The sequence below is a fragment of the Mycolicibacterium boenickei genome, assembly GCF_010731295.1.
Taxonomy (GTDB): Bacteria; Actinomycetota; Actinomycetes; order Mycobacteriales; family Mycobacteriaceae; genus Mycobacterium; species Mycobacterium boenickei.
On the sequence record NZ_AP022579.1, the window covers coordinates 534,386 to 555,922 of the forward strand.

Genomic DNA, 21,537 nt, shown 5'->3' on the forward strand with positions numbered 1-21,537 from the left:
GCCGAGACGACGCTTTTTGGCGTAGAACAGTCAATTACAGGCCAAAACCCGTAGTCTCGGCGGAGGACGTCAGGGCTTGACGGCCGCGTACCAGTCCAGCAGGTCCGGATTGTCCACGGCGCTGCGCTCGACCACCTTGGCCGCGTCGGCGCCTTGGAACAGCTTCTTGATCGGGACTTCGAGCTTCTTGCCCGTGCGGGTGTGCGGGATGCCGGGCGCGACGAGGATGTCGTCGGGCACGTGCCGGGGCGACACCTCGGTGCGGATGGTCTGAATGATCTTGTCCCGCACCGCGTCCGTGAGCTCAATACCCTCGGCCAGCACCACGAACAGCGGCATCCAGTACCCGCCGTCGGGCTGTTCGGCCCCGATCACCAGCGCCTCGGCGACCTCGGGCAACCGCTCCACCGACTGGTAGATGTCGGCGCTGCCCATGCGGATGCCGTTGCGGTTCAGGGTGGAGTCCGACCGGCCGTGCACGACGATGCTGTCGTGGTCGGTGATCGTGATCCAGTCACCGTGGCGCCACACGCCGGGGAACATCTCGAAATACGCGCCACGGTAACGGGATCCGTCGGGGTCGTTCCAGAATGCGATGGGCATCGACGGCAACGGCTTGGTGATCACCAACTCGCCGACCTCGCCGCGCACGGGCTTACCCGACTCGTCCCACGCGTCCACCGCCGCTCCGAGGTAGCGGGTCGACAACTCACCCGGCCACACTGGCACCGTCGGCGCGCCGCCGATGAATGCCGAGACCACGTCGGTGCCGCCGCTGAGTGACGACACCTGTACCCGCTCGCCGACGTTGTCACGCAACCACAACGCCGACGAGGGCGGCAGCGACGAACCGGTAATACCAACCGTTTTGAGTGCCGCAAGATCATGTTCTTCGCGGGGTACCGCGCCGGCCTTGGCGCAGGCCAGCACGTAGCCGGGGCTCGTGCCCAGGACCGTCGCATGGACGGTCGCGGCGATATTCCACAGCGCGTCGGCCGTCGGGTAGGTGGGGCTGCCCTCGTAGCAGACGATGGTCGCGCCGACCAGCAGGCCGGCCACCTGGAAGTTCCACATCATCCAGCTCGGGCTGGTGTACCAGAAGAACGTGTCGTCAGGACCGATGTCGGACTGCAGCGCCACCGCCTTGAGGTGTTCGAGCAGTACGCCGCCGTGGCCGTGCATGATGCCTTTCGGCAGGCCGGTGGTGCCCGACGAGTAAAGCACCCACAGCGGGTGAGCGAAATCGACCGGTGTCGTGGTCAATTCGGCCCTGCCCGCAGTCGCTGAGTCCCAGTCCAGCCAATCCTCGCGGGCCGCTCCGAGCCGGGATACCAGCACCGAGGCCTTCAACGTGGGCAGGCCGTCGCGCACCGCGGCGATGTCGGCACCCTTGTCGTGAGACTTGCCGCCGAACCAGTAGCCGTCGGCGGTCACCAGCACCGTCGGCTCCAGCTGACCGAGCCGATCCAGGGCCGCCTTGGCGGTGTAGTCCTGCCCGCAGGCACTCCAGATCGCACCGATGCTCGCGGTCGCCAGGAACGCGATGATGGCCTCGGCGATGTTGGGTAGGTAGCCGACCACCCGGTCCCCCGGTTCGACTCCGAGGGATCGCAGCGTGTGCGCGAAAACTCCGGTACGGCGCAGCAATTCAGCCCAGGACAGCTCGGTGACCGCGCCGCCTTCGGCGACGGTGAGGATGGCCGGCCGATCGGTCCGGGCCTGCCGGACTACCTGATCGACGTAGTTCAGGCGGGCGCCGGGGAACCACTGCACGCCGGGCATCGTGTCGCCGACCAGCACCTGCTCCGGCCGCTCCCCCAGGCCGAAGTAGTCCCACACCGCACCCCAGAACGCGGCCGGCTCGTCGACCGACCACTGCCACAGACTCTGATAGTCCGATGTACTGACGCCGAGGCGCGACTCGACGAACCGGGCGAAGTCGGTGACCCTGGCAGCTTCGATGCCTTCCGGCGTCGGCTCCCACTGCGGTTGATTCATCGTGCGCTCCACCCACCATCCATCGTGTACGACGCGCCGGTCACCATCCGGGCACTCGGCGACGCCAGCCAACCTACCAACGCGCCGACCTCTTCCGGTTGCACCAATTGCTTGACGGCGCTCTCCTTCAACAGCACCTCGGCCAGCACGTCCTGCTCGGGAATGCCGTGGATGCGGGCCTGGTCGGCGATCTGCTTGGTAACCAACGGAGTACGTACATAGCCGGGGTTGACGCAGTTGCTGGTCACCCCGTGCGGTCCGCCCTCCAGGGCGGTGACCTTCGACAGCCCTTCCAGGCCATGCTTGGCGGTGACGTAACCGGATTTGAACTCCGAGGCCCGCAGGCCGTGCACCGACGAGATGTTGATGACGCGGCCGAACCCCTGCGCGTACATGTGCGGCAGGGCCGCGCGGATCAGCAGGAACGGCACCTCGACCATCAACGCCAGCAACATGCGGAACCGCTCGGGCGGGAAATCCTGGATCGGGTGGATGCTCTGCACCCCGGCGTTGTTCACCAGGATGTCGCAGTCCAGCTGCAGCGTCTCCAGGGCCGACACATCGAGAAGGTCTACCGCCCAGGGCTTTCCACCGATCTCATCGGCGACGGAAGCCGCGGCGGATCCGTCGATGTCGGCCACCGTGACCACCGCCCCGCGCGATGCGAGCTCGCGAGCGCACGCGGCCCCGATCCCGCCGGCGGCTCCGGTGACCAGGGCGGTGCGTCCGGCCAGATCACTCATGCCGTGGCCCGCTGCAGGTCGGCGGCATCGATCTCGGCCAGGTCCACGCCCTTGGTCTCGCGGGTGAACGCCAGCGCGATCAGCGTCACCAGCGCCGCCAGCGCCAGGTACACCGCGATCGGCACCGAGGAGGCATACGTCTTCAACAACCACACCGCGATGATCGGTGCCAGCGATCCGGCGGCGATCGACGTGACCTGATAGCCAAGGGAGACACCGGAGTAGCGCATCCGGGTCGGGAACATCTCGGACATCAGCGCGGGCTGCGGCGCGTACATCAGGGCATGGATCACCAGGCCCAGCGAGATGGCCCCGATCACCGGCAGATATTGGCCGCTGTCCATCATCGGATAGGCGAAGAAGCCCCATGCGGCTGCGCCGACGGCACCGAGGAAGTACACCGGGCGGCGGCCATAGCGGTCCGACAGGGCTCCGACCGTCGGGATGGCCACGAGATGCACGGTGTGTGCGATGAGCAGCCACCACAGGATGTCACTGGTGTCGGAGTGCACGTGCTCCTTGAGATAGGTGATCGAGAACGTGACCACCAGGTAGTACATGATGTTCTCGCCGAATCGCAGACCCATCGCGGTGAACACTCCGCGCGGGTAGCGCTTGAGAACCTCGATCGCGCTGAACGAGCTGGCCTTGATCTGTTCGGCTTCTTGTTGGGCCGCAACGAAAATCGGCGCGTCGGTGACTTTGGTGCGGATGTAGTAGCCGATCAGTACCACCACGGCCGACAGCCAGAACGCCACCCGCCAACCCCAGGACAGGAACGCATCGGCACTGAGCAGCCCGTTGAGCACCAGCAGCACCACGGTAGCCAGCATGTTGCCCACCGGGACGCCGGCCTGTGGCCAGCTGGCCCAGAATCCGCGCGACTGGTTCGGGCTGTGCTCGGCGACCAACAGCACCGCGCCGCCCCACTCGCCACCGACGGCGAAGCCCTGCACGAAACGCAGGACCACCAGCAGGATCGGAGCCAGGTAGCCGATCTGGCCGAAGGTCGGCAGGCAGCCCATCAGGAACGTGGCCAGGCCCACGAGGATCAGGCTGAACTGCAGCAGCTTCTTGCGGCCGAACTTGTCGCCGTAGTGACCGAACACGATGCCGCCGAGCGGGCGGGCCAGGAAGCCGATGGCGTACGTGCCGAAGGCCGCCATGATGGCGTCCAGGTCGTTGCCGCCGGCAGGAAAGAACAGCTTGTTGAACACCAGGGTGGCGGCGGTTCCGTAGAGGAAGAACTCGTACCACTCGACCACCGTGCCTGCCATCGAGGCGGCGACGACGCGGCGCAGGCCGGTCGTATTGGGCACGCTCATCCGCGGCTCCCCTTCTGGAGTTGATATGACCCGGACCACAATCCTTCGTGAGTATTCATGCACGCCGAACCTGCCGCAATGGGTAAAACCGCACGAACAGTCTGCAAAAATGCAGACATGGACGGTGCGCAACGGCCTGGCCGCCCCAGCGCGGACGATCTGCTCGTCCTGCTGGCCGTCGGCCGGTCCGGGCGCTATACCGCCGCGGCCGATGAGCTCGGTCTCAACCACACCACGATTTCGCGGCGCATCGCCGCCCTCGAGCAGGCCATCGGGGGCCGGGTACTGACCCGGGCCGGCGGTGGATGGGAACTGACTGACCTCGGTCGCGAGGCCCTGGCCGCTGCCGAAGCCGTCGAGTCCGCGGTGTCCGCCCTGGGCGCCACCGGCACGCGGCAACTCGAGGGCGTGGTGCGGATCTCGGCGACAGACGGCTTCAGCGCCTACATCGCCGCGCCGGCGGCGGCGCAGGTGCAGCGTCGTCACCCACGCCTGGCGGTCGAGATCGTGACCGCCACTCGACGCGCCTCCCAGCAGCGGTCGAGCCTGGACCTCGAGATAGTCGTGGGCGCACCCCAGGTTCGACGGGCGGAGGCGATCCGGCTCGGCGACTACTGCCTGGGCCTGTACGGCGCCCGGTCCTACCTCGCCGAGCACGGCAGCCCGGACGGCATCGCAGACCTGGACCGGTATCCCCTGGTCTACTTCATCGACTCGATGTTGCAGGTCGACGATCTCGACATGGCCAGCAGCTTCGCGCCGACCATGCGCGAATCGGTGACCTCCACCAACGTGTTCGTCCATGTCGAGGCCACCCGGGCCGCGGCCGGACTGGGACTGCTGCCCTGTTTCATGGCCGACCGGCACGAGGATCTGGTCCGGGTGCTGCCCGCAGAATTGACCGTTCGCCTGAGTTACTGGCTGGTTGCCCGGGCCGAAACGTTGCGCCGGCCGGTGGTCGCCGCTGTCGTCGAGGCGATTCAGAACCAGATGGCCGACCAACAAGACGTGCTGCTCGGCGTCCGCTGATGCAGAGTGATGGGCATGCCATTCATCGAGCACGAACGCGGGCGGGCCTACTACCGGCACTGGGCCGCACCGGAACCCCGCGCAGCCGTCGTCTTCCTGCACGGGTTCGGTGAACATACCGGCGTCTACCACCGCTACGGATTCGCGCTCAATGCCGTGGGCATCGACCTGTGGGCGGTCGATCAGTTCGGGCACGGCCTGACCCCGGGTACCCGGGGCGACTTCGGCTCGATCGAGGACAGCTCGTCTCTGGCCGATGCCCTGTCCAGCCTCGCCGAGCACGAGAACCCCGGCATACCGCTGGTGGCACAAGGACATTCGTTCGGGTCGGTGGTCACGCTGTTCCGGCTGCTGGGCGAGCCCGACCGGTACCGGGCCGGCGTCATCTCGGGCGCTCCACTGGTTCCGATCCCCGAAATGCTCGACCCGAACACCGAATTGGATCTTGACCCGAGCTGGCTCTCGTCGGACCCGTTCTACCTCGACGCCCTGGAGAACGACCCGTTGGCCTTCGTCGACGCCGACGGAACCGCACTCACCCGCGAGCTGGACCGGGCCTGGGACCGGTTCGGCGCCGAGCTGCCCAAGCTGGCGGTGCCCACCTTGGCGCTGCACGGTTCGGCCGACGTGATCGCCCCGGCCGACGCCGTCAAGGCGTACGCCGAGCAGGTAGAACCGTTGCAGTTCAAGGAGTTTCCGGGCCGACGCCACGACATCCTCAACGAGGATGTGCACCGCGAGGTGGCCGCGGACATCGTGGCGTTCATCGACGCGCACATCGGCTAGCGCCGCGCCTCGTACCCCGCGGTGAGCCAGTAGACGGTCCGGTCGAGGCTGGGCAGGATGTCGGTGATGGCGATCTCGCCTGCGGTGAACCGGCCGACCAGCCCGAACACCAGGTTCATCAATATGTTGTCGAGGTCGTGCACGAACTCCTCGTCGACCCCGGCCAGGATCGACAACCCCGCGGGAACCACCGCGTCGAGACCACGACGCTCCAAACGGTCCCCGCCCGGCGCCGCCCTGGCCCGCGAGAAGGCCCGGAGCATGTCGGGGTGCTTTTCCCACGGCTCGAAGATCGTGCGGAACAGCCGCATCAGCGCCTCGTACAGCGTCTCCCCCGGCTCGCGCACCTGGCCGGCCACGCCCGAATACCGGTGCTCGGCCGTCCACGAATCCAGCGCGGTCAGGATCAACTCGTCGCGGGTGGAGTATCGCTTATAGATGGTGGCCAGCGAGGTCTTGGCCCGACGCGCCACCTCACGGAGTTGCACCGCCTCGTAGCCCTCGGTTTCGAGGAGCTCGACGACGATGTCGAGGATCCGATCACGCTCTTCTGCCACTGTTGAGAACACCCTTGCCGCCGGAGAGTAACCACGTTACCGTACCGCTGTAACACGGTTACAGCCATTCGGCGGAGCGAGGATCAATGGGAAATCTGGACGGAAAAGTCGCCTTCATCACCGGGGTAGCCCGAGGTCAGGGCCGCAGTCACGCGGTGACGCTCGCCAGTGATGGCGCGGCCATCATCGGCGTGGACATCTGCGCCGACATCCCGTCGAACGGCTATCCGATGGCCAGCCGCGATGAGCTCGACGAGACCGTCGCGCTCGTCGAGGCCGCGGGCGGCAAGATGATCGCCTCGGTCGCCGACGTCCGCGACTTCCACGCGTTGAAGGCCGCGCTCGACGCGGGCGTGGAGCAGTTCGGGCGGCTGGACATCGTGCTCGCCAATGCGGGCATCGCCACGATGGCGTTCCGCGAGCTGACCATCGAAGAAGACCTCGAGATGTGGACCGACGTGCTCGACGTCAACCTGGTCGGCTCGTTCCACACCGCCAAGGCCGCGATCCCCCATCTGATCGAAGGCGGACGCGGCGGGTCGATCGTCTTCACCAGTTCGACCGCCGGGCTGCGCGGCTTCGGCGGCCTGCAGGGCGGCGGCCTTGGCTACGCCGCGTCCAAACACGGCATCGTCGGACTCATGCGCACCTTGGCCAATGCCCTTGCCCCATACAGCATCCGGGTCAACACGGTGCATCCCACCGCGGTCAACACCATGATGGCGGTCAACCCGGCGATGACGGCGTTCCTGGAGAACTACCCCGACGGCGGCCCACATCTGCAGAACCCGATGCCGGTGTCGCTGCTCGAACCGCAGGACATCACCGCGGCCATCAGCTATCTGGTGTCCGATGCCGCCAAGTACGTCACCGGGGTCACCCTCCCCGTCGACGCCGGCTTCACGAACAAGCTCTGATGGGGCGCGTCACCGGCAAGCGGGTGCTGATCACCGGCGCAGCACGCGGTATGGGCCGAAGCCACGCCGTACGCCTGGCCGAGGAAGGCGCCGACGTCATCCTCGTCGACCTGTGCCGATCGGTGGACGAGATCGACTATCCGCTGGCCTCGCGTGAAGACCTCGACGAAACCGCGCGACTGGTCGAAAAACACGGCCGGCGCGCCCTCACCTACGTGGTCGACGTGCGCGACGCCGACGCGCTGGCGACCGCAGTCGCCGACGGCGTCAAGGAGTTGGGTGGCCTGGAGGCTGCGGTGGCCAACGCCGGCGTCATCACCGCGGGCACCTGGGACACCACCACCGCCCAGCAGTGGCGCACCGTCGTCGACATCAACCTGATCGGGTCCTGGAACACCTGCGTGGCCGCACTGCCACACCTGGTGGAACGCGGCGGCAGCCTGGTCAACATCAGCTCGGCCGCGGGCATCAAGGGCACGCCGCTGCACACCCCGTACACCGCCTCCAAGCACGGCGTGGTCGGGATGAGCAAGGCGCTGGCCAATGAGCTTGCCGGCCAGCATGTCCGGGTCAACACGGTGCACCCGACCGGTGTCGAGACCGGGATGCGGCCGGCGACGCTGCACACCTTGATCGCCGAGCAACGTCCGGATCTGGCGCCGCTGTTCGGCAACGCCATCCCCATCGTGATGGCCGAGGCGATCGACATCAGCAATGCGGTGCTGTTCCTGGTCTCGGATGAGTCCCGCTATGTGACCGGCCTGGAGTTCAAAGTCGACGCAGGAGTGACGATCCGATGACCGCATCAGATACCCGTACCGAACGCGGACGCCGCGAGTTCGCCGAGGTGATGACGTTCTCCGCGCCCGAGGACGATTCCCCGGCGACCACCACCCTCGTCGACTTCGTCTTCGCCGAGGTGTGGCCACGCACTGCCCTGAGCCGCCGGGACCGACGCTTCGTCACGCTGCCGTGCGTGGCGGACGCCGACGCCGAAGGCCCGTTGCGCGACCACGTCTATGCCGCACTCAACAGCGGTGACGTGTCGATCGTCGAAATGCGGGAAACCGTCCTGCATTTCGCGGTGTACGCCGGATGGCCGAAGGCCTCGCGGTTCAACGGCGTGGTGGACGAGCAGTGGGAGCGCATCCACCGCGAGCGGGGCCAGACGCCGCCGGCGCCGGAGCCGCTGCTGCCGCTGCCCACACCGAGTGACCCGGAGGAACGGCTGGTCTGCGGCGAGCAGTCTTTCCGGGACATCAACTGCATCCCGTTCGCCCCGACCCGCGACAACCCGTACTCCGGGGCAGGCATCCTCAACTTCGTGTTCGGCGAGATGTGGCTGCGGCCCGGACTGGGCATGAAGGAGCGCCGGCTGGTGACGGTGGCCTGCGTGGCGTTCCAGGATGCTCCGCTGCCGATCCTGAGTCATGTCTACGCCGCCCTCAAGAGTCGTGACGTCTCCTTCGAGGAAATGGACGAGCTGGCACTGCATTTCGCGGCGTACTACGGATGGCCCAAGGCCGCGAACCTCAACCAGGTGATCGGAGAGCAGAAGCAGCGGGTGTTGCAGGAATGGGAAGCCGAGGCGTGATCTTCGAGCACATCTACCCGGCCACCGGCCGGCCGAACGGCACCGTGGAACTGGCAGGCGCCGCCGAGATCGACAACGCGGTCCGAGTGGCGGCCAAAGCGCAACGCGAATGGGTGGCGCTTACCGTCGACCGGCGACGCGACCTGCTGATCGGCCTGGCCGACGTGGTGCACGACCACCTCGACGAGCTCGCGAAACTCAACGTGGCCGACTACGCGGTGCCGATCTCGTTCGCCGGCACCGCAATGCTTCTCGAACGGTTCCTGCGACATTTCGCGGGCTACGCCGACAAACCGCACGGAGTGACGACACCGGTCAACGGGTCGTTCGACATCAACCTCGTCGAACGCGAACCGTACGGGGTGGTCGGCGTCATCACGCCGTGGAACGGCGCGCTGGTCGTCACCGGATCGTGCGTCGCCCCGGCACTGGCGGCCGGCAATGCCGTCGTCCTCAAACCGTCGGAGCTCGCGCCGTTCGCGGCACTGCGCTTCGGCGAGTTGTGCCTGGAGGCGGGACTGCCCGAGGGGCTGGTCGCCGTCGTCCCCGCCGACGCCGAAGGTGGCGACGCCCTGGTCCGCCATCCCGGCATCGGGAAGATCGCATTCACCGGCGGCGGCGGTACGGCGCGCAAGGTATTGCAAGCAGCGGCAACCAATCTCACGCCGGTGGTCACCGAGCTGGGCGGCAAATCAGCCAACCTCATCTTCGCCGACGCCGACCTCGACCTGGCCGCCGCCCTCTCGGCCCATCAGGGCCCGCTCATGCAATCGGGGCAGAGCTGCGCGTGCGCCAGCCGGATCCTGGTGCACGACGAGGTCTATGACGAATTCCTGGAGAAGTTCCTCGGCGTCATCGGTTCGGCGAGAATCGGTGACCCGATGGATCCGGCGACCACATTCGGGCCGGTGATCAGCCAAGCCGCGGCCGACCGGATCCTGGCCGCCGTCGACGCCGCGGCGTCCGGCGGGGCCGGGGAATTGCTGTTGGGCGGCAAGCGGATCGGCGGTGCCGGGCTTCCGGACGACCTGGCCGAGGGCTACTACGTCGAACCGACCGTGTTCGGCGGCGTGGACAACGCCTCGGACCTCGCACAGCTGGAGACCTTCGGGCCGGTGGTCTCGCTGATGAGATTCCGCGACGAGGACGAGGCCGTGCGGATCGCCAACGACACCCCGTACGGCCTGAACGCATTCGTTCAGACAACGGATCTCAACCGCGCGCATCGAGTGGCTCGTCAGCTGGAATCCGGATCGGTGTGGATCAACCAGTTCAGCGACATCTCCCCGCAGGGTCCCTACGGCGGATACAAACAGAGCGGCGCCGGGCGCACCGGCGGCGTCGAGGGCCTCCACGAGTTCCAGCAGGTGAAGAACATTCGCATCGCCATGCGCTGATTTTTCGGCTTCGGTTGACGTGAGCCAGGCAACACCCCACAATAACCGTCATGAACGGTCAGAAATCCACATTGACGGTCAGCCGTGCTGCCGGTTGAACGTCATGAGGCGATCGTCGAGGCGGTAGACACCGCTCAAGCGGTCAGTACGGACGAACTGGTCCGCCGCCTCGGGGTATCGGCCGAGACCGTGCGCCGCGACCTTGCGTTTCTCGAAGAACGCGGCGCCCTGCGCCGGGTCCATGGCGGCGCCGCAGCGGTCGCCGACCACCGTCCGATCGAGCCGTCCTACTCCGAGCGCACGATGATCCGCCACCAGGCGAAAGCCCAGCTGGCCCGGGTGGCCGCAGGCCTCCTCGAAAACGGGCAGACCGTGATCATCGACATCGGGACCACGGCCGTCGCCGTCGCCCAGGCCATCCCCCGCTCGTTCACCGGAACCGTGATCACCCCGTCATTACCGGTCGCGGTGGAGCTCGCCGACCGCCCGGGAATCGAGCTGCTGCTGGCCGGCGGACGGGTCCGGGCCGGCGATCTGGCCTGCTCGAACGCACACACCAAGGCCTTCTTCACCGACATCTACGCCGACATCGCCCTGCTCGGGTCCGGCGGGGTGGACGCGGCAGCCGGCCTCACCGACTTCCATCTCGACGAGATCGACGTGCGCCGGACGATCATCGCCAACAGCGCGCGCAGCTACATCCTGGCCGACTCCTCCAAGCTCGGGCAGGTGGCGCCGTACCGAGTGTGCGATCTCAGCGCCGTCAACGGACTGATCACCGACCAGAACACCGACCCGGCCGTGGCAGCGGCACTAGAGGAGACGGGAGGTGTGGTCATGCCGGCGCGTCCGGCAAGCGCCTGAAACGGGTGCGGGCGACGTTGCAGCGTCGCCCGCGGACCGAGCAATTCCCTCGCGAAACAGTCAATTTCCCTCAGAAAGCCCGATCAGTGACAAATTCTTCCACATCGCCTTACGGCTACACCGAAACCCTGGAACGCGGCACCGGCAAATTCGCCTCGTTCGCCGTGGCCTTCGCCTTCGTCTCGATTGCGACCGGCATCTTCACCACATACGGCAGCGTGCTCAACAGCTCAGGCCCGATGGGCATCTGGACGTGGCCGATCGTCATCGTCGGTCAGGTCGCGGTCGCGCTCCTGCTCGGCTCGCTGGCCGCCCGCATCCCGGTCACCGGCTACGCCTACCAATGGGTGTCGCGACTGGCCAACCCGGTTCTCGGCTGGATCACCGGCTGGATCTCGTTCACCTTCCTCGCGATCGTCGTGGTCGCGGTGGATTACACCGTGGCCGCCACCGTGGTGCCCGCGCTGTTCGACTTCACCGGAACCGCGCTGACGTCATTCGAGATCACCGCCGCGGTGCTGTTCCTGCAGGCCCTGCTGGTCGGGCTGTCCACCAAGTGGACCGAGCGGGTGAACAACTTCGCGGTCACCGCGGAGCTGATCGGCATGGTCGCCCTCGTGGTCCTGCTGTTCATCGTCGGTGTCATCGCGCACAAGCTGTCGGTCGGAAACCTGTTCTCCCGCGGCGATATCCCGGCCGAGGGATACTGGAGCTTCGGCACCGCCACCTCGGTGGGCCCGTGGATGCTCGGCTTCCTGCTCGGCGCCTTCACCATCGTCGGCTTCGAATCCGCCGCAAACCTGGCCGAGGAAACCAAGAAGCCCGAAATCGTTGTGCCGCGCGCCATGTGGCAGGCCGTGCTGGCCTCCGGCATCCTGGGCTTCCTGTTCCTGCTCGTGGTCACCGCCGCCGTCAGCGACCCGACCACGCTGGCCCAGTCCGGCACCCCGATCGCCGACGTGATCCGTGACATCCTCGGCTCCTTCGTCGGCACCGCACTGCTCGTGCTGGTGGCCATCGCGATCTTCGCCTGCGGACTGGTGATCCTGATGAGTGGTGTGCGCCTGGTCTGGGCGATGTCGCGCGATCAGCGTTTCCCGGGATGGCAGGTGCTGCACAAGGTTTCGCCTCGGTTCCGCACCCCGGCCAACGCCACCGTGTTCATGGCAGCCACCTCGGCGGTGATCCTCGGCATCTTCTCGACCAGCACCGACGCGCTGTTCAAGCTGTTCTCCGCGGCCACCCTGCTGCCGGCCTCCATCTACGCCATCACCATCGCGCTCTACATCGCGACCCGCAAGAAGCTGCCCGCCAGCGCGGGATTCAGCCTGGGCCGCTGGGAGATTCCGGTCCTGGTGGTCGCAGTGGTCTGGCTGGTGTTCGAGCTCTCGCTGTTCCGCGACGCGTCCTTCAAGGATCCGTGGCTCTACGTCCTGGCCATGGTCGCGATCGGCGCGGTCTACCTCGGCTATCTGCTGGTCACCCGCGGCAAGGAGGGGCTCAAGATGCCCGAGATGGCCTCGATCGACGCTGAACTCGATGAGGTCGCAGGCACCGAGGAAACCGTGAAATGACCGTACTGGCCATCGACCAAGGCACCTCGGGGACCAAGGCGATCGTCGTCGACCCCGAACACGGTGTGGTCGGGTTGGCCGAGGTTCCGGTGCACCCGCGTTACCTCGACGGCGGCGGCGTCGAGCAGGATCCGGCAGAGCTGCTGGAGTCCGTGCTCGGCGCCGGACGCGCCGCCCTCGAACAGGCCGGCCGGCCAGTGGAGGCGGTGTCGCTGGCGAATCAGGGCGAGACCGTGCTGGCCTGGGACCCGGGCACCGGCAAGCCGCTGACCCAGGCCCTCGTGTGGCAGGATCGCCGGGCCGAAGCCCTGTGCGCCGACCTCGCACCGCACGCCGAGATGGTCGCCGCCCACACCGGACTGGTGCTCGACCCGTACTTCTCGGCACCGAAGATGGCCTGGCTGCGCCGCAATGTGGAAGGAGTGGCCGGCAGCGTCGTCACAACGTCCGACACCTGGCTGCTGCACCAGCTCACCGGCGAGTTCGTCACCGACGCCACCACGGCCAGCCGCTCGGCGGCCGTCGACCTGGGTGCCCGGGACTGGAGCCATGAACTGCTCGCCCTGTTCGGCCTCGACGGTGAGCGGTTGCCCCGCATCGCCGCCAACGACGAGATAATCGGAACCACATCCGCTTTCGGCACGGACACCCCGGTCGGCGGCATCGTGGTGGATCAGCAGGCCGCGCTGCTGGCCGAGGCGTGCCTCGAGCCAGGCATGGCCAAGTGCACCTTCGGCACCGGCGCGTTCCTGCTGTCCAACACCGGGACCACCCCGGTGCGCTCCACCACCGGCCTCACCTCGTCGGTGGCCTGGCGGGTCGGCGGCACCGACTCGTTCTGCATCGACGGCCAGGTCTACACCGCGGCGTCCGCCGTCAAATGGCTCACCTCGCTCGGCCTGATCGGCGGGGCCGCGGAGATGGACTGCATTGCCGAGACCGACAGCGCGGGAGTGCTGTGTGTGCCCGCACTGGCCGGCCTGGCCGCGCCATGGTGGAAATCGCAGGCCACCGCGACGATTTCGGGAATGACCCTGTCAACCGGCCGCGGACACATCGTGATGGCCGTCCTGCAGGGCATCGCAGCTCAGGTCGCCGAGCTGGTGTCGGCGATCGACGCGGACGCGCCACCGCTGACCCGGCTCCGCGCCGACGGCGGCCTCACCCAGTCCACAGTGTTGATGCAAGCCTGCGCCGACATCCTGCAGGTGCCGGTCGACGTATATCCCTCGGCGCACGCGACCGCGCTGGGCGCCGCCGCACTGGCCCGGCTCAGCCTGGCGCCCGACGCGTCGGTGGCCGATGTCGTCGCCGACTGGACGCCGGCGGCCGGTTACGAACCTCGATGGAGTCCGGCGCGCGCCGCCGAATTCCGCTCGGCCTGGCGCGAACTCGCCGAGACCACGTACAACCAGGAGAATTCATGAACACCCCGACCTCCGACGTGTTCGACGTCGTGGTCATCGGCGCCGGCATCGTCGGCTCGGCCATCGCGCGCGAGCTGTCCGGATACCAACTGTCGGTCGCCCTGCTCGAAGCCCGCGACGACGTCGGCGACGGCACCAGCAAGGCCAACACCGCGATCCTGCACACCGGATTCGACGCCAAGCCCGGCACACTGGAATCCGCCATGGTCAGCCGTGGCTATCAGCTGCTGTCCGACTACGCGACCCGCACCGGGATCCCCGTCGAACACACCGGGGCGATCCTGGTGGCCTGGGACGACGAACAGCTCGATGCCCTACCGGGATTGAAAGAGAAGGCCGAGGCCAACGGCTATCACCGGTGCGAGATCGTCGATTCCGCCGCCGTGTATGCCGCGGTGCCCGATCTGGGACCAGGTGCGCTCGGCGGGCTCACGGTGCCCGACGAGTCGATCATCTGCACCTGGACGGTCAACCTCGCGCTGGCCACCGACGCCGTCAACCGCGGCGCCACCCTACTGACCGATCACCGGGTGGAACGCGTCGAGGCCGGGGCCGAGGTCACCACGCTGCACACCTCCGCCGGCGCGGTGCGGGCCCGGTGGGTGGTCAACGCGGCCGGCCTGGGCGCCGACGTCATCGACAACCTGTTCGGCTTCTCCCGATTCACTGTGACTCCGCGCCGCGGCGAGCTCATCGTCTACGACAAGCTGGCTCGGCCACTCGTCGACAAGATCGTGCTGCCGGTACCGACATCGCGGGGCAAAGGCGTCCTGGTCAGCCCCACCATCTACGGAAACGTCATGCTAGGCCCCACTTCTGAGGACCTCACCGACCGCACCGCGACCGGCACCTCCGAGACCGGGTTCGAGTTCCTGCTCGAAAAGGGCCGGGCACTGATGCCCCGGCTGCTGGCCGAGGAGGTCACCGCGACCTATGCCGGACTGCGCGCCGCAATCGACCACGGCGACTACCTGATCGAAGCCGATCCGGCACAGCATTACCTTCTGGTCGGCGGGATCCGCTCCACCGGCCTGACCGCGGGCATGGCGATCGCCGAATATGCCCGCGACCAACTGGTTTCGGCCGGCCTTGAGCTGGATCCGGTCGACGAGCTGCCGGCCCCGCCGCAGATGCCCAACCTCGGCGAGGCATTCCCCCGTCCCTATCAACAGGCCGAGAAGATCGCCGCCGATCCCGCCTACGGCCGGATCGTGTGCTTCTGCGAACGCGTCACCGAAGGTGAACTGCGCGACGCCTGCCATTCCGTCATCCCGCCCGCGGCCTTGGAAGGCCTGCGCCGACGTACCCGCGTGATGAACGGCCGCTGCCAGGCATTCTTCTGCGGCGCCGAGGTGCAGGCGGTCTTCGAGCGGGAGCGTCAGGAGGTCCACCAGTGAGCACCTACGACGTCGCGATCATCGGCGGCGGACCCGCCGGCCTGACCGCCGCGGCCGCGCTGGCCGACGGAACCGGACTGAATGTGGTTGTGCTGGAACGCGAATACGAGGCCGGTGGCATTCCACGTCACAGCGACCACCCGGGCTACGGCATCCGCGATATGAAGACGTTCATCGGCGGGCCTGCGTACGCACGACGCCTGGTCCGCGAGGCCGCGGCGGCCGGGGCCGAGATCCGCACCTCCGCCATGGTCACCGGCTGGGCCGGCGACAGATCTCTGGAAGTCACCTCACCGTCGGGGCGCGAAGTTCTCGACGCCCGCGCCGTCGTCCTGGCCACCGGCGCCCGCGAACGGGCCCGCCCGGCCAGGATGATCCCCGGTGACCGACCCGGCGGTGTGTACACCACCGGGCAACTGCAGAACACCGTGCACCTTCAGCACCGCAGCGTGGGCACGCGCGCCGTCGTCGTGGGCGCCGAACTCGTCAGTTACTCGGCGGTGCTCACCCTCAAACACGCCGGATGCGAAACCGTCCTGATGACAAGCGAATACCCGTCGCCCGAGTCGTACGCGGTATTCAACATCGCCGGCCGCACGCCGTTGATGGGTGTCGAGGTGGCCACCACGACCCGGGTGACCCGCATCATCGGCAAGGGTGTCGTCGTCGGTGTTGAGGTCGAGAACACCCGGACCGGGCAGCGCCGCATCGTGGCCTGCGACACCGTGGTGTTCACCGGCGACTGGATTCCCGACCACGAACTCGCCCGCTCGGCCGGACTCGACATGGACCCGAGCAGCCTGGGCCCCGTCGTCGACACCGCGCTGCGGACCAGCCGGGACGGTGTCTTCGCGATCGGCAACTTGCTGCACCCGGTGGACACCGCCGACATCGCCGCACTCGACGGCCGCCATGTGGCCGCACAGGTGCGCCGCTACTTGAGCGGCACACCCGCCCCGCAGGGCGCGGTCCGCATCGAGGCCGCGGCCCCGCTGCGCTGGGTGGCACCCGGCCTGTTGCGGCCCGGCGACCCCGCGCCGGCCCGGAACCGGCTGCTGCTGTGGACCGACACCCTGGTGCGGATCCCGAAAGTGGTTGCGCGCCAGGATGGCAAGGTCATCGGGCGCAAGACCCTGCCGTGGCCGGCCTCACCGGGCCGGGTGTTCCGGGTGCCGTCGAGCATCCTCGACACGGTGGACCACCGCGGCGGTCCGGTCAGCCTTTCGCTGGGGTGAAGGTGATGTTCAGCTCGGTGAGGCCCCGCAGCAGGAACGTCGGTTCGTAGGTGTAGTTCCGCGCTCCGGGGCGACCGTGTGCGGATTCGTCGATTCCGATGTCCCGCATACGGTCCAGCAGGCGGCGGACGGTGATCTGACCCTCGACCCGGGCCAGCGGTGCCCCGGCGCAGGTGTGGATGCCGCGGCCGAACGCGATGTGCTCGCGGACGTTCTTGCGATCCGGCCGAAATTCGTGCGGATCGTCGAACTTGCGGGGATCGCGGTTGGCCGCGCCGAGGCACAGCATCACGATGGTGCCCGCCTTCAGCGGTACGCCGCCGAGTGTGGTGCTCTTGCGGACGAGCCGGAAGTCGACCTTCGTCGGAGAATGCATCCGCAGCGCTTCCTCGATGAAAGTCGGGATACCGTCCGGGTTCTCGCGCAACGTCTGCTGAAACTCCGGGTAGTCGCCCAGCACCTGGACGGCGGCGGTGAGCAGCTTGGTGACGGTCTCCTGGCCGGCGGCGAACAGGAACGTCGCCGGCTTGACCACCTCCAGCAGCTCTGGGGTCGAGCCGTCGGGATAGGTGGCGGTGGCCATGCCGGAGAGCACATCACCGCGGGGCTCGCGCCGGCGCTCCGCGAGATACCCGGCGAACTTGTCGTCCAGGTACTGCAGCGGGTCGAGGCCGACCGGCTCGCCGTCGAGCGCGCCGACCCGGTTGCCCTCCGGCCGCTCAGCACCTAGCGCGGCGAGAAATTCGGGGCGGTCCTCCTCCGGAACACCAAGCAGGTCGATGATCGCCGAGGTGGCGAAGGGCTTGGCGTACTCCGACAGGAACTCGCACTGTCCGTTGTCGAGGAACCTGTCCAGCTGGCGGTCGACCAGCTGCCACATGTAATCCTCGTTCTCCTTCAGCCGCCGCGGCGTGAGGAGCTTGCTCAGCAGCGACCGGGCGCGCTCGTGCTGCGGCGGGTCCATCACCACCATGTGCTCGTGGATAGGGAACAAGTGGCGGTGCGCCTCGATCTGCTCGCTGATGTCATCGCCCTCGGGCTCGAAGGGCAGCGGCGGGAACAGGCCGCCGATCGCGTTCACGGCCGAGAACGACCCGTGGTCTTTGAAGGCGGCCATCACTTCCTGATAGCCCGTCACCGCCACCACACCGTGATGCGGCTCGGCGAACACGGGCCCGTTGCTGCGCAGGTACTCGTAGTACTCGTACGGATCCTGGGCGACCGCCGGGTCGGCGAAGTAGTCGACTGAGGCGAGATCGGTCATGGCTCACTGGCCTTTCGTGCTGGTGTTGAGCAGGCTGATGGCCTGGCGCGGGCAGGCGTCGACGGCAGATTTGACGTTGTCCCAGGTACCTTGATCCCACTGCCCGTTCACCGGGGCAGCGCTGGCCACCTCGTCGTCGGACAGGTCGAACACCTCAGGGGCAAGTTGGATGCACAGGGCATGGCCTTCACACAGACCGGGGTCCACCCTGACCCGGGTCGTGCTCATGTCGTGGAGCATCTGTTTCCTCAGTTCTAAATTTGATCACTCGATCAAACCGTTAGGATGGCTCATGCTTACCACCCCCGGCGTTCGGCGGTCAAGGTTCCCTTTGGGAACGAAATACCTGTTGTCGGGCAATGATTTTCGGAGGGTGCGCTGATGGCGGCAGCACGGGCGGCCAAGGAGAAGGACGCGGGCACCCGCAAGCGGCTGATCGAGGCGACCGCCCAGGTCATCCGTGACGAGGGCTACGCCGCAGCCACCACCAGGCGTATCGCCGCCGTCGCCGGCGTCCGCTCGGCGCTCGTCTACTACTACTTCGACACCCTCGATGACCTGTACATCGCGGTACTGCGTAGCGGTGCCGACGTGGCCCTGGCCCGGCTGCGCGAGGCCATCACCACCGACGATCCGCTCCGCGCCCTGTGGCTGATCAACTCCGACTCGCGGGTGACCGGGCTCAACACCGAGTTCATGGCGCTGGCCAATCACCGCAAGGCGATCGGCGTCGAACTCAAGGCGTACTCCGAGCGGGTTCGCGACATCGAGGCGACCGCCATGGCCGGCGTCCTGCGTGCCAACGGCGTGGACATGGAGGAGTATCCGCCGGTGGTGATGTCGATGCTGCTCACCCAGTCCGCCCGCAGCCTGTGCAACGAAGAGGCGGTCGGCGTGACCGACGGCCACGCCGAGTTCCGCGCCTTCGTCGAACGATTCCTGCGTCGGTTCGGCAGCGACGCCACCGCTACTTGAGCATGCTGCCCGCGTCGACCGTGACCGGCAGACCGGTGATGTAGCGGGCCTCGTCGGAGGCCAGGAACAGCACCGCGTTGCTGATGTCGACGGGCTCCACCCAGCCGACCGGGAGCACGTGCATCAACTGAGCGACGACCGCCATGTCGTCGGGACCCGGATTCTCCAGGTCGGGACGGAACAGCTTCATGGTGCCGTCGTTCATGAACATCGGGGTGTTCACGTTGGTCGGGCACACCGAGTTGACCCGGATCGAGTGCTGCCCCAACTCCACCGCGAAGCTGCGCATCAGACCGATCACCCCGTGCTTGGCCGCGATGTAGTGGCCGGTATGCGGGTAGGCCTTGAGGCCGCCGACCGAGCTGGTCAGGACGATCGAACCGCCCCGGCCACCGGAAAGGATGTGCGGCACTGCGGCTTTCACGGTCTTCCAGACGCCGGACAGGTTGACGCCGATCATGTCGTCCCAGTCGGACTCTTTGGTCTCGTGCAGGACGTCACCACCGTTGCCGATGCCGGCATTGGCCACCACGATGTCGAGCCGGCCGAGCTGCTCGACACCGCTGTCGACGGCCGCCTTGAGCGCGTCGAAGTCACGCACGTCCAGCTCGGCGGTGACGATACGGCGATCCAGCCCCTTGACCAGGTCCGCCGTCTCGGCCAGATCATCCGGGGTCGAGGCCGGGATCGCGCTGGTGTCGGTAACCGGGCGGCAGACGTCGACGGCGATGATGTCGGCACCCTCTTGCGCCAATCTCAGCGCATGGCTGCGTCCCTGCCCACGCGCCGCCCCGGTTACGAGGGCAACCTTGCCCTCGACTCTGCCTGCCATTGGCCATCCTTTCGATGATTTGATCAGTCGATCAAACCGTTACATCAGACGGCGGGTTTGTCAACAGCATCTTTAATCGATCGGTCAGGAGATGGCGGTCGACCGGAACGAAACTGGGCCCCACCCTGACGGATGAGGCCCAGCTGCGCAGCACTGACTACTCGGACGACGAGCCCGAGTCACTCTTGGAGTCGCCGGCACCCTTCGAATCGGTGGACTTGGTCGCCTTGGCCTTGGCCTCCTTGGCCTTGGCCTGCCGGGCTTCCTTGGCCTCGTTGATCTTGGCCTTGATCCGGTCCGCCACCTTCGTCTTGCCCGTGGACTTGGCATCCGCGTCGGCCGACTTGCCGGTCGCGGGCGTTGCGGCGGGTTCAGCGGCAGCCTCATCCGTCGCGGCCGGAGCGGCCGCATCTGTCGTAGCCGAAACAGCAGTGACGCTCGGCGTCTCTTCCTTTTCCTTCACGGACTCGACAGCCGGGGTCGCAGCCTTCGGGGCCTCGACCTTCGCAGACTCGACAGCCGGGGCCTCGGCCTTTGCCGTCTCGACGACCGACTCCGTCAACGCTGCCTTCGGCGAAACGGCCGACACCAGAGCGGCGACGCCGGTCGACGCGGCCGACGGGGCTGCCTCCTCCTCCGGGGTGTTGTCGATGGCGTCGGCGAGGGACTTGGGGATGTTCACCAGCAGGTTCTGCAGCAGGCCCGCGACCACCCGAGCACCACCCTGCTCGCCGGGCTCGGCCCAGGTGAGCAGGGCCGGCCACTCGGTGTAGCCCCCGGTGCCGGTCTCGGGATCGGGATCGGAGTACTTGAATCCGTTGAGCGCCGCGTTGACCAGGATTCCCGGTGTGTTGACCACGGCGTTGAAGGCCCCCTGGGCATCCCCGGCGGCCACGCTGGTGCTGATGGCCTCGGCAACGCGGGCGAGTTCGAACGCCGGACCGCTCACCGTCGCGAAAGCACCCTGGAACACTGCGCTGACGACAACGCTCGAGGTGAAGGTCGCGGCGATCACATTCGTGAAGTTCTGCGCGATCTGCTCCGGGATCCCGGCCAGGTACTCGGTCCCGCCGCGCGGAACACCCGACAGGATGAAGCCGGGAGCGATCAGCGAACCAAAGGCGCCTTGGAACGCGTACAGCATCGAGTGGTTGAACCACCGGTACGCCTCGCCGATGTCGCCGGCCTCGAGGGCCGCCTGTGCCTGCGCCAGCCGAGCCTGCCCGTTGGGTCCCTCGTACCAGTTCTTCAGGTTGGTGGGGATGGCCTCGAACGCCGCGCCGAACTTTGCCGCGTAGCCCTGCTGGTTCTCCAACACCTGACTCAGGAACGGTGCCGGATTCGCCGCGAGCGCGGCGCCCAGAGACTGGAGGTTGCCGACCGTGTTGCTGAACAACGTCCCGTAGACATCGACCGGAGAGGCGGTGGCGTCCATCGTCGCGGCCGTCAGGTCGTAGGCGAAGTTTTTCGCCTGCTCAATGACCGTCGCGTTCTGGGCAACCGGGGTCACCGCGATGGCGCCGGCACTCACCATCGCGACGCCGGCGAGAAGGAACTTGTCCTTGCGGCTCGCCGCCGGGGTATGGCCGGACGAAAGGGCAGGTTGGGGCACGGAAACTCCTG

The 21,537-nt window shown here is 67.4% G+C and carries 20 protein-coding genes; 12 read left to right on the top strand and 8 right to left on the bottom strand.

All coding sequences use genetic code 11. From position 1 onward, the window contains the following. Positions 1–69: 69 nt before the first annotated feature. Genes G6N57_RS02320 through G6N57_RS02330 form a run of 3 tightly spaced genes read right to left on the bottom strand, consistent with a single transcriptional unit; the run spans position 70 to position 4,066 of the window. Positions 70–1,998: an acetoacetate--CoA ligase gene (locus tag G6N57_RS02320; RefSeq protein WP_077741651.1), complete on the bottom strand. Its 1,929-nt coding sequence runs from the start codon at positions 1,996–1,998 to the stop codon at positions 70–72. Continuing rightward, positions 1,995–2,741 (bottom strand): 3-hydroxybutyrate dehydrogenase, encoded by a 747-nt coding sequence (locus tag G6N57_RS02325; RefSeq protein ID WP_077738786.1) that lies wholly within the window; start codon positions 2,739–2,741, stop codon positions 1,995–1,997. Before G6N57_RS02325 ends, G6N57_RS02320 begins: the two co-directional genes overlap by 4 nt. Further along, positions 2,738–4,066, bottom strand: a complete 1,329-nt coding sequence (locus tag G6N57_RS02330) for an MFS transporter (RefSeq protein ID WP_036442361.1) — start codon at positions 4,064–4,066, stop codon at positions 2,738–2,740. Before G6N57_RS02330 ends, G6N57_RS02325 begins: the two co-directional genes overlap by 4 nt. A 117-nt stretch (positions 4,067–4,183) precedes the next feature. Between G6N57_RS02330 and G6N57_RS02335 the strand changes: the two genes are divergently transcribed. Both G6N57_RS02335 and G6N57_RS02340 read left to right on the top strand, forming a co-directional pair. Next, positions 4,184–5,095: a LysR family transcriptional regulator gene (locus tag G6N57_RS02335; RefSeq protein ID WP_097926453.1), complete on the top strand. Its 912-nt coding sequence runs from the start codon at positions 4,184–4,186 to the stop codon at positions 5,093–5,095. Between the two features lie 15 nt (positions 5,096–5,110). Then, the gene (locus tag G6N57_RS02340) at positions 5,111–5,881 is read left to right on the top strand and encodes an alpha/beta fold hydrolase (protein ID WP_077741649.1); all 771 of its coding nucleotides are present in this window, start codon (positions 5,111–5,113) and stop codon (positions 5,879–5,881) included. Here G6N57_RS02340 and G6N57_RS02345 read toward each other — a convergent pair. Continuing rightward, positions 5,878–6,438 (bottom strand): TetR/AcrR family transcriptional regulator, encoded by a 561-nt coding sequence (locus G6N57_RS02345; RefSeq protein ID WP_077738785.1) that lies wholly within the window; start codon positions 6,436–6,438, stop codon positions 5,878–5,880. The genes G6N57_RS02340 and G6N57_RS02345 overlap by 4 nt on opposite strands. A gap of 86 nt (positions 6,439–6,524) precedes the next feature. Here G6N57_RS02345 and G6N57_RS02350 point away from each other — a divergent pair, with 86 nt between their 5' ends. The 9 genes from G6N57_RS02350 to G6N57_RS02390 all read left to right on the top strand — a co-directional run bounded on the left by G6N57_RS02350 (position 6,525) and on the right by G6N57_RS02390 (position 16,843). Next, the gene (locus G6N57_RS02350; RefSeq protein WP_077738784.1) at positions 6,525–7,355 is read left to right on the top strand and encodes a mycofactocin-coupled SDR family oxidoreductase; all 831 of its coding nucleotides are present in this window, start codon (positions 6,525–6,527) and stop codon (positions 7,353–7,355) included. Continuing rightward, complete coding sequence (locus G6N57_RS02355) at positions 7,355–8,155, top strand: mycofactocin-coupled SDR family oxidoreductase (RefSeq protein ID WP_174814449.1); 801 nt, start codon at positions 7,355–7,357, stop codon at positions 8,153–8,155. The genes G6N57_RS02350 and G6N57_RS02355 overlap by 1 nt, the downstream gene beginning before the upstream one ends. Next, a complete protein-coding gene (locus G6N57_RS02360; protein WP_077738783.1) occupies positions 8,152–8,949 on the top strand; it encodes a carboxymuconolactone decarboxylase family protein in 798 nt (265 codons plus the stop codon). Before G6N57_RS02355 ends, G6N57_RS02360 begins: the two co-directional genes overlap by 4 nt. After that, a complete protein-coding gene (locus tag G6N57_RS02365) occupies positions 8,931–10,346 on the top strand; it encodes an aldehyde dehydrogenase family protein (protein WP_077738782.1) in 1,416 nt (471 codons plus the stop codon). Before G6N57_RS02360 ends, G6N57_RS02365 begins: the two co-directional genes overlap by 19 nt. An 84-nt stretch (positions 10,347–10,430) precedes the next feature. Then, positions 10,431–11,210, top strand: coding sequence for a DeoR/GlpR family DNA-binding transcription regulator (locus tag G6N57_RS02370; RefSeq protein ID WP_077738781.1), 780 nt, complete (start codon positions 10,431–10,433; stop codon positions 11,208–11,210). 86 nt (positions 11,211–11,296) lie between these two features. Next, the gene (locus tag G6N57_RS02375; protein ID WP_077738780.1) at positions 11,297–12,784 is read left to right on the top strand and encodes an amino acid permease; all 1,488 of its coding nucleotides are present in this window, start codon (positions 11,297–11,299) and stop codon (positions 12,782–12,784) included. After that, complete coding sequence (locus G6N57_RS02380) at positions 12,781–14,211, top strand: FGGY family carbohydrate kinase (RefSeq protein WP_077738779.1); 1,431 nt, start codon at positions 12,781–12,783, stop codon at positions 14,209–14,211. Before G6N57_RS02375 ends, G6N57_RS02380 begins: the two co-directional genes overlap by 4 nt. Beyond that, positions 14,208–15,608: an NAD(P)/FAD-dependent oxidoreductase gene (locus G6N57_RS02385; protein WP_077738778.1), complete on the top strand. Its 1,401-nt coding sequence runs from the start codon at positions 14,208–14,210 to the stop codon at positions 15,606–15,608. The genes G6N57_RS02380 and G6N57_RS02385 overlap by 4 nt, the downstream gene beginning before the upstream one ends. After that, entirely contained in the window at positions 15,605–16,843 is a 1,239-nt protein-coding gene (locus G6N57_RS02390; RefSeq protein ID WP_097926454.1) for an NAD(P)/FAD-dependent oxidoreductase, read from the top strand. Before G6N57_RS02385 ends, G6N57_RS02390 begins: the two co-directional genes overlap by 4 nt. Here the strand turns inward: G6N57_RS02390 and G6N57_RS02395 are convergent. Next, positions 16,824–18,107, bottom strand: coding sequence for a cytochrome P450 (locus tag G6N57_RS02395; RefSeq protein WP_077738777.1), 1,284 nt, complete (start codon positions 18,105–18,107; stop codon positions 16,824–16,826). The genes G6N57_RS02390 and G6N57_RS02395 overlap by 20 nt on opposite strands. A gap of 3 nt (positions 18,108–18,110) precedes the next feature. Beyond that, positions 18,111–18,335 carry a ferredoxin gene (locus G6N57_RS02400; RefSeq protein ID WP_077741647.1) on the bottom strand — a complete coding sequence of 75 codons (225 nt, stop codon included), beginning with the start codon at positions 18,333–18,335 and terminating at the stop codon, positions 18,111–18,113. 153 nt (positions 18,336–18,488) lie between these two features. Between G6N57_RS02400 and G6N57_RS02405 the strand changes: the two genes are divergently transcribed. Beyond that, on the top strand, positions 18,489–19,082 hold the full coding sequence (locus tag G6N57_RS02405; protein WP_077738776.1) for a TetR/AcrR family transcriptional regulator: 594 nt from the start codon (positions 18,489–18,491) through the stop codon (positions 19,080–19,082). Here G6N57_RS02405 and G6N57_RS02410 read toward each other — a convergent pair. Beyond that, positions 19,075–19,914, bottom strand: a complete 840-nt coding sequence (locus G6N57_RS02410) for a mycofactocin-coupled SDR family oxidoreductase (protein ID WP_077738775.1) — start codon at positions 19,912–19,914, stop codon at positions 19,075–19,077. The genes G6N57_RS02405 and G6N57_RS02410 overlap by 8 nt on opposite strands. A gap of 157 nt (positions 19,915–20,071) precedes the next feature. Then, positions 20,072–21,526, bottom strand: a complete 1,455-nt coding sequence (locus G6N57_RS02415) for a hypothetical protein (RefSeq protein WP_234815860.1) — start codon at positions 21,524–21,526, stop codon at positions 20,072–20,074. Between the last annotated feature and the right edge of the window lie 11 nt (positions 21,527–21,537).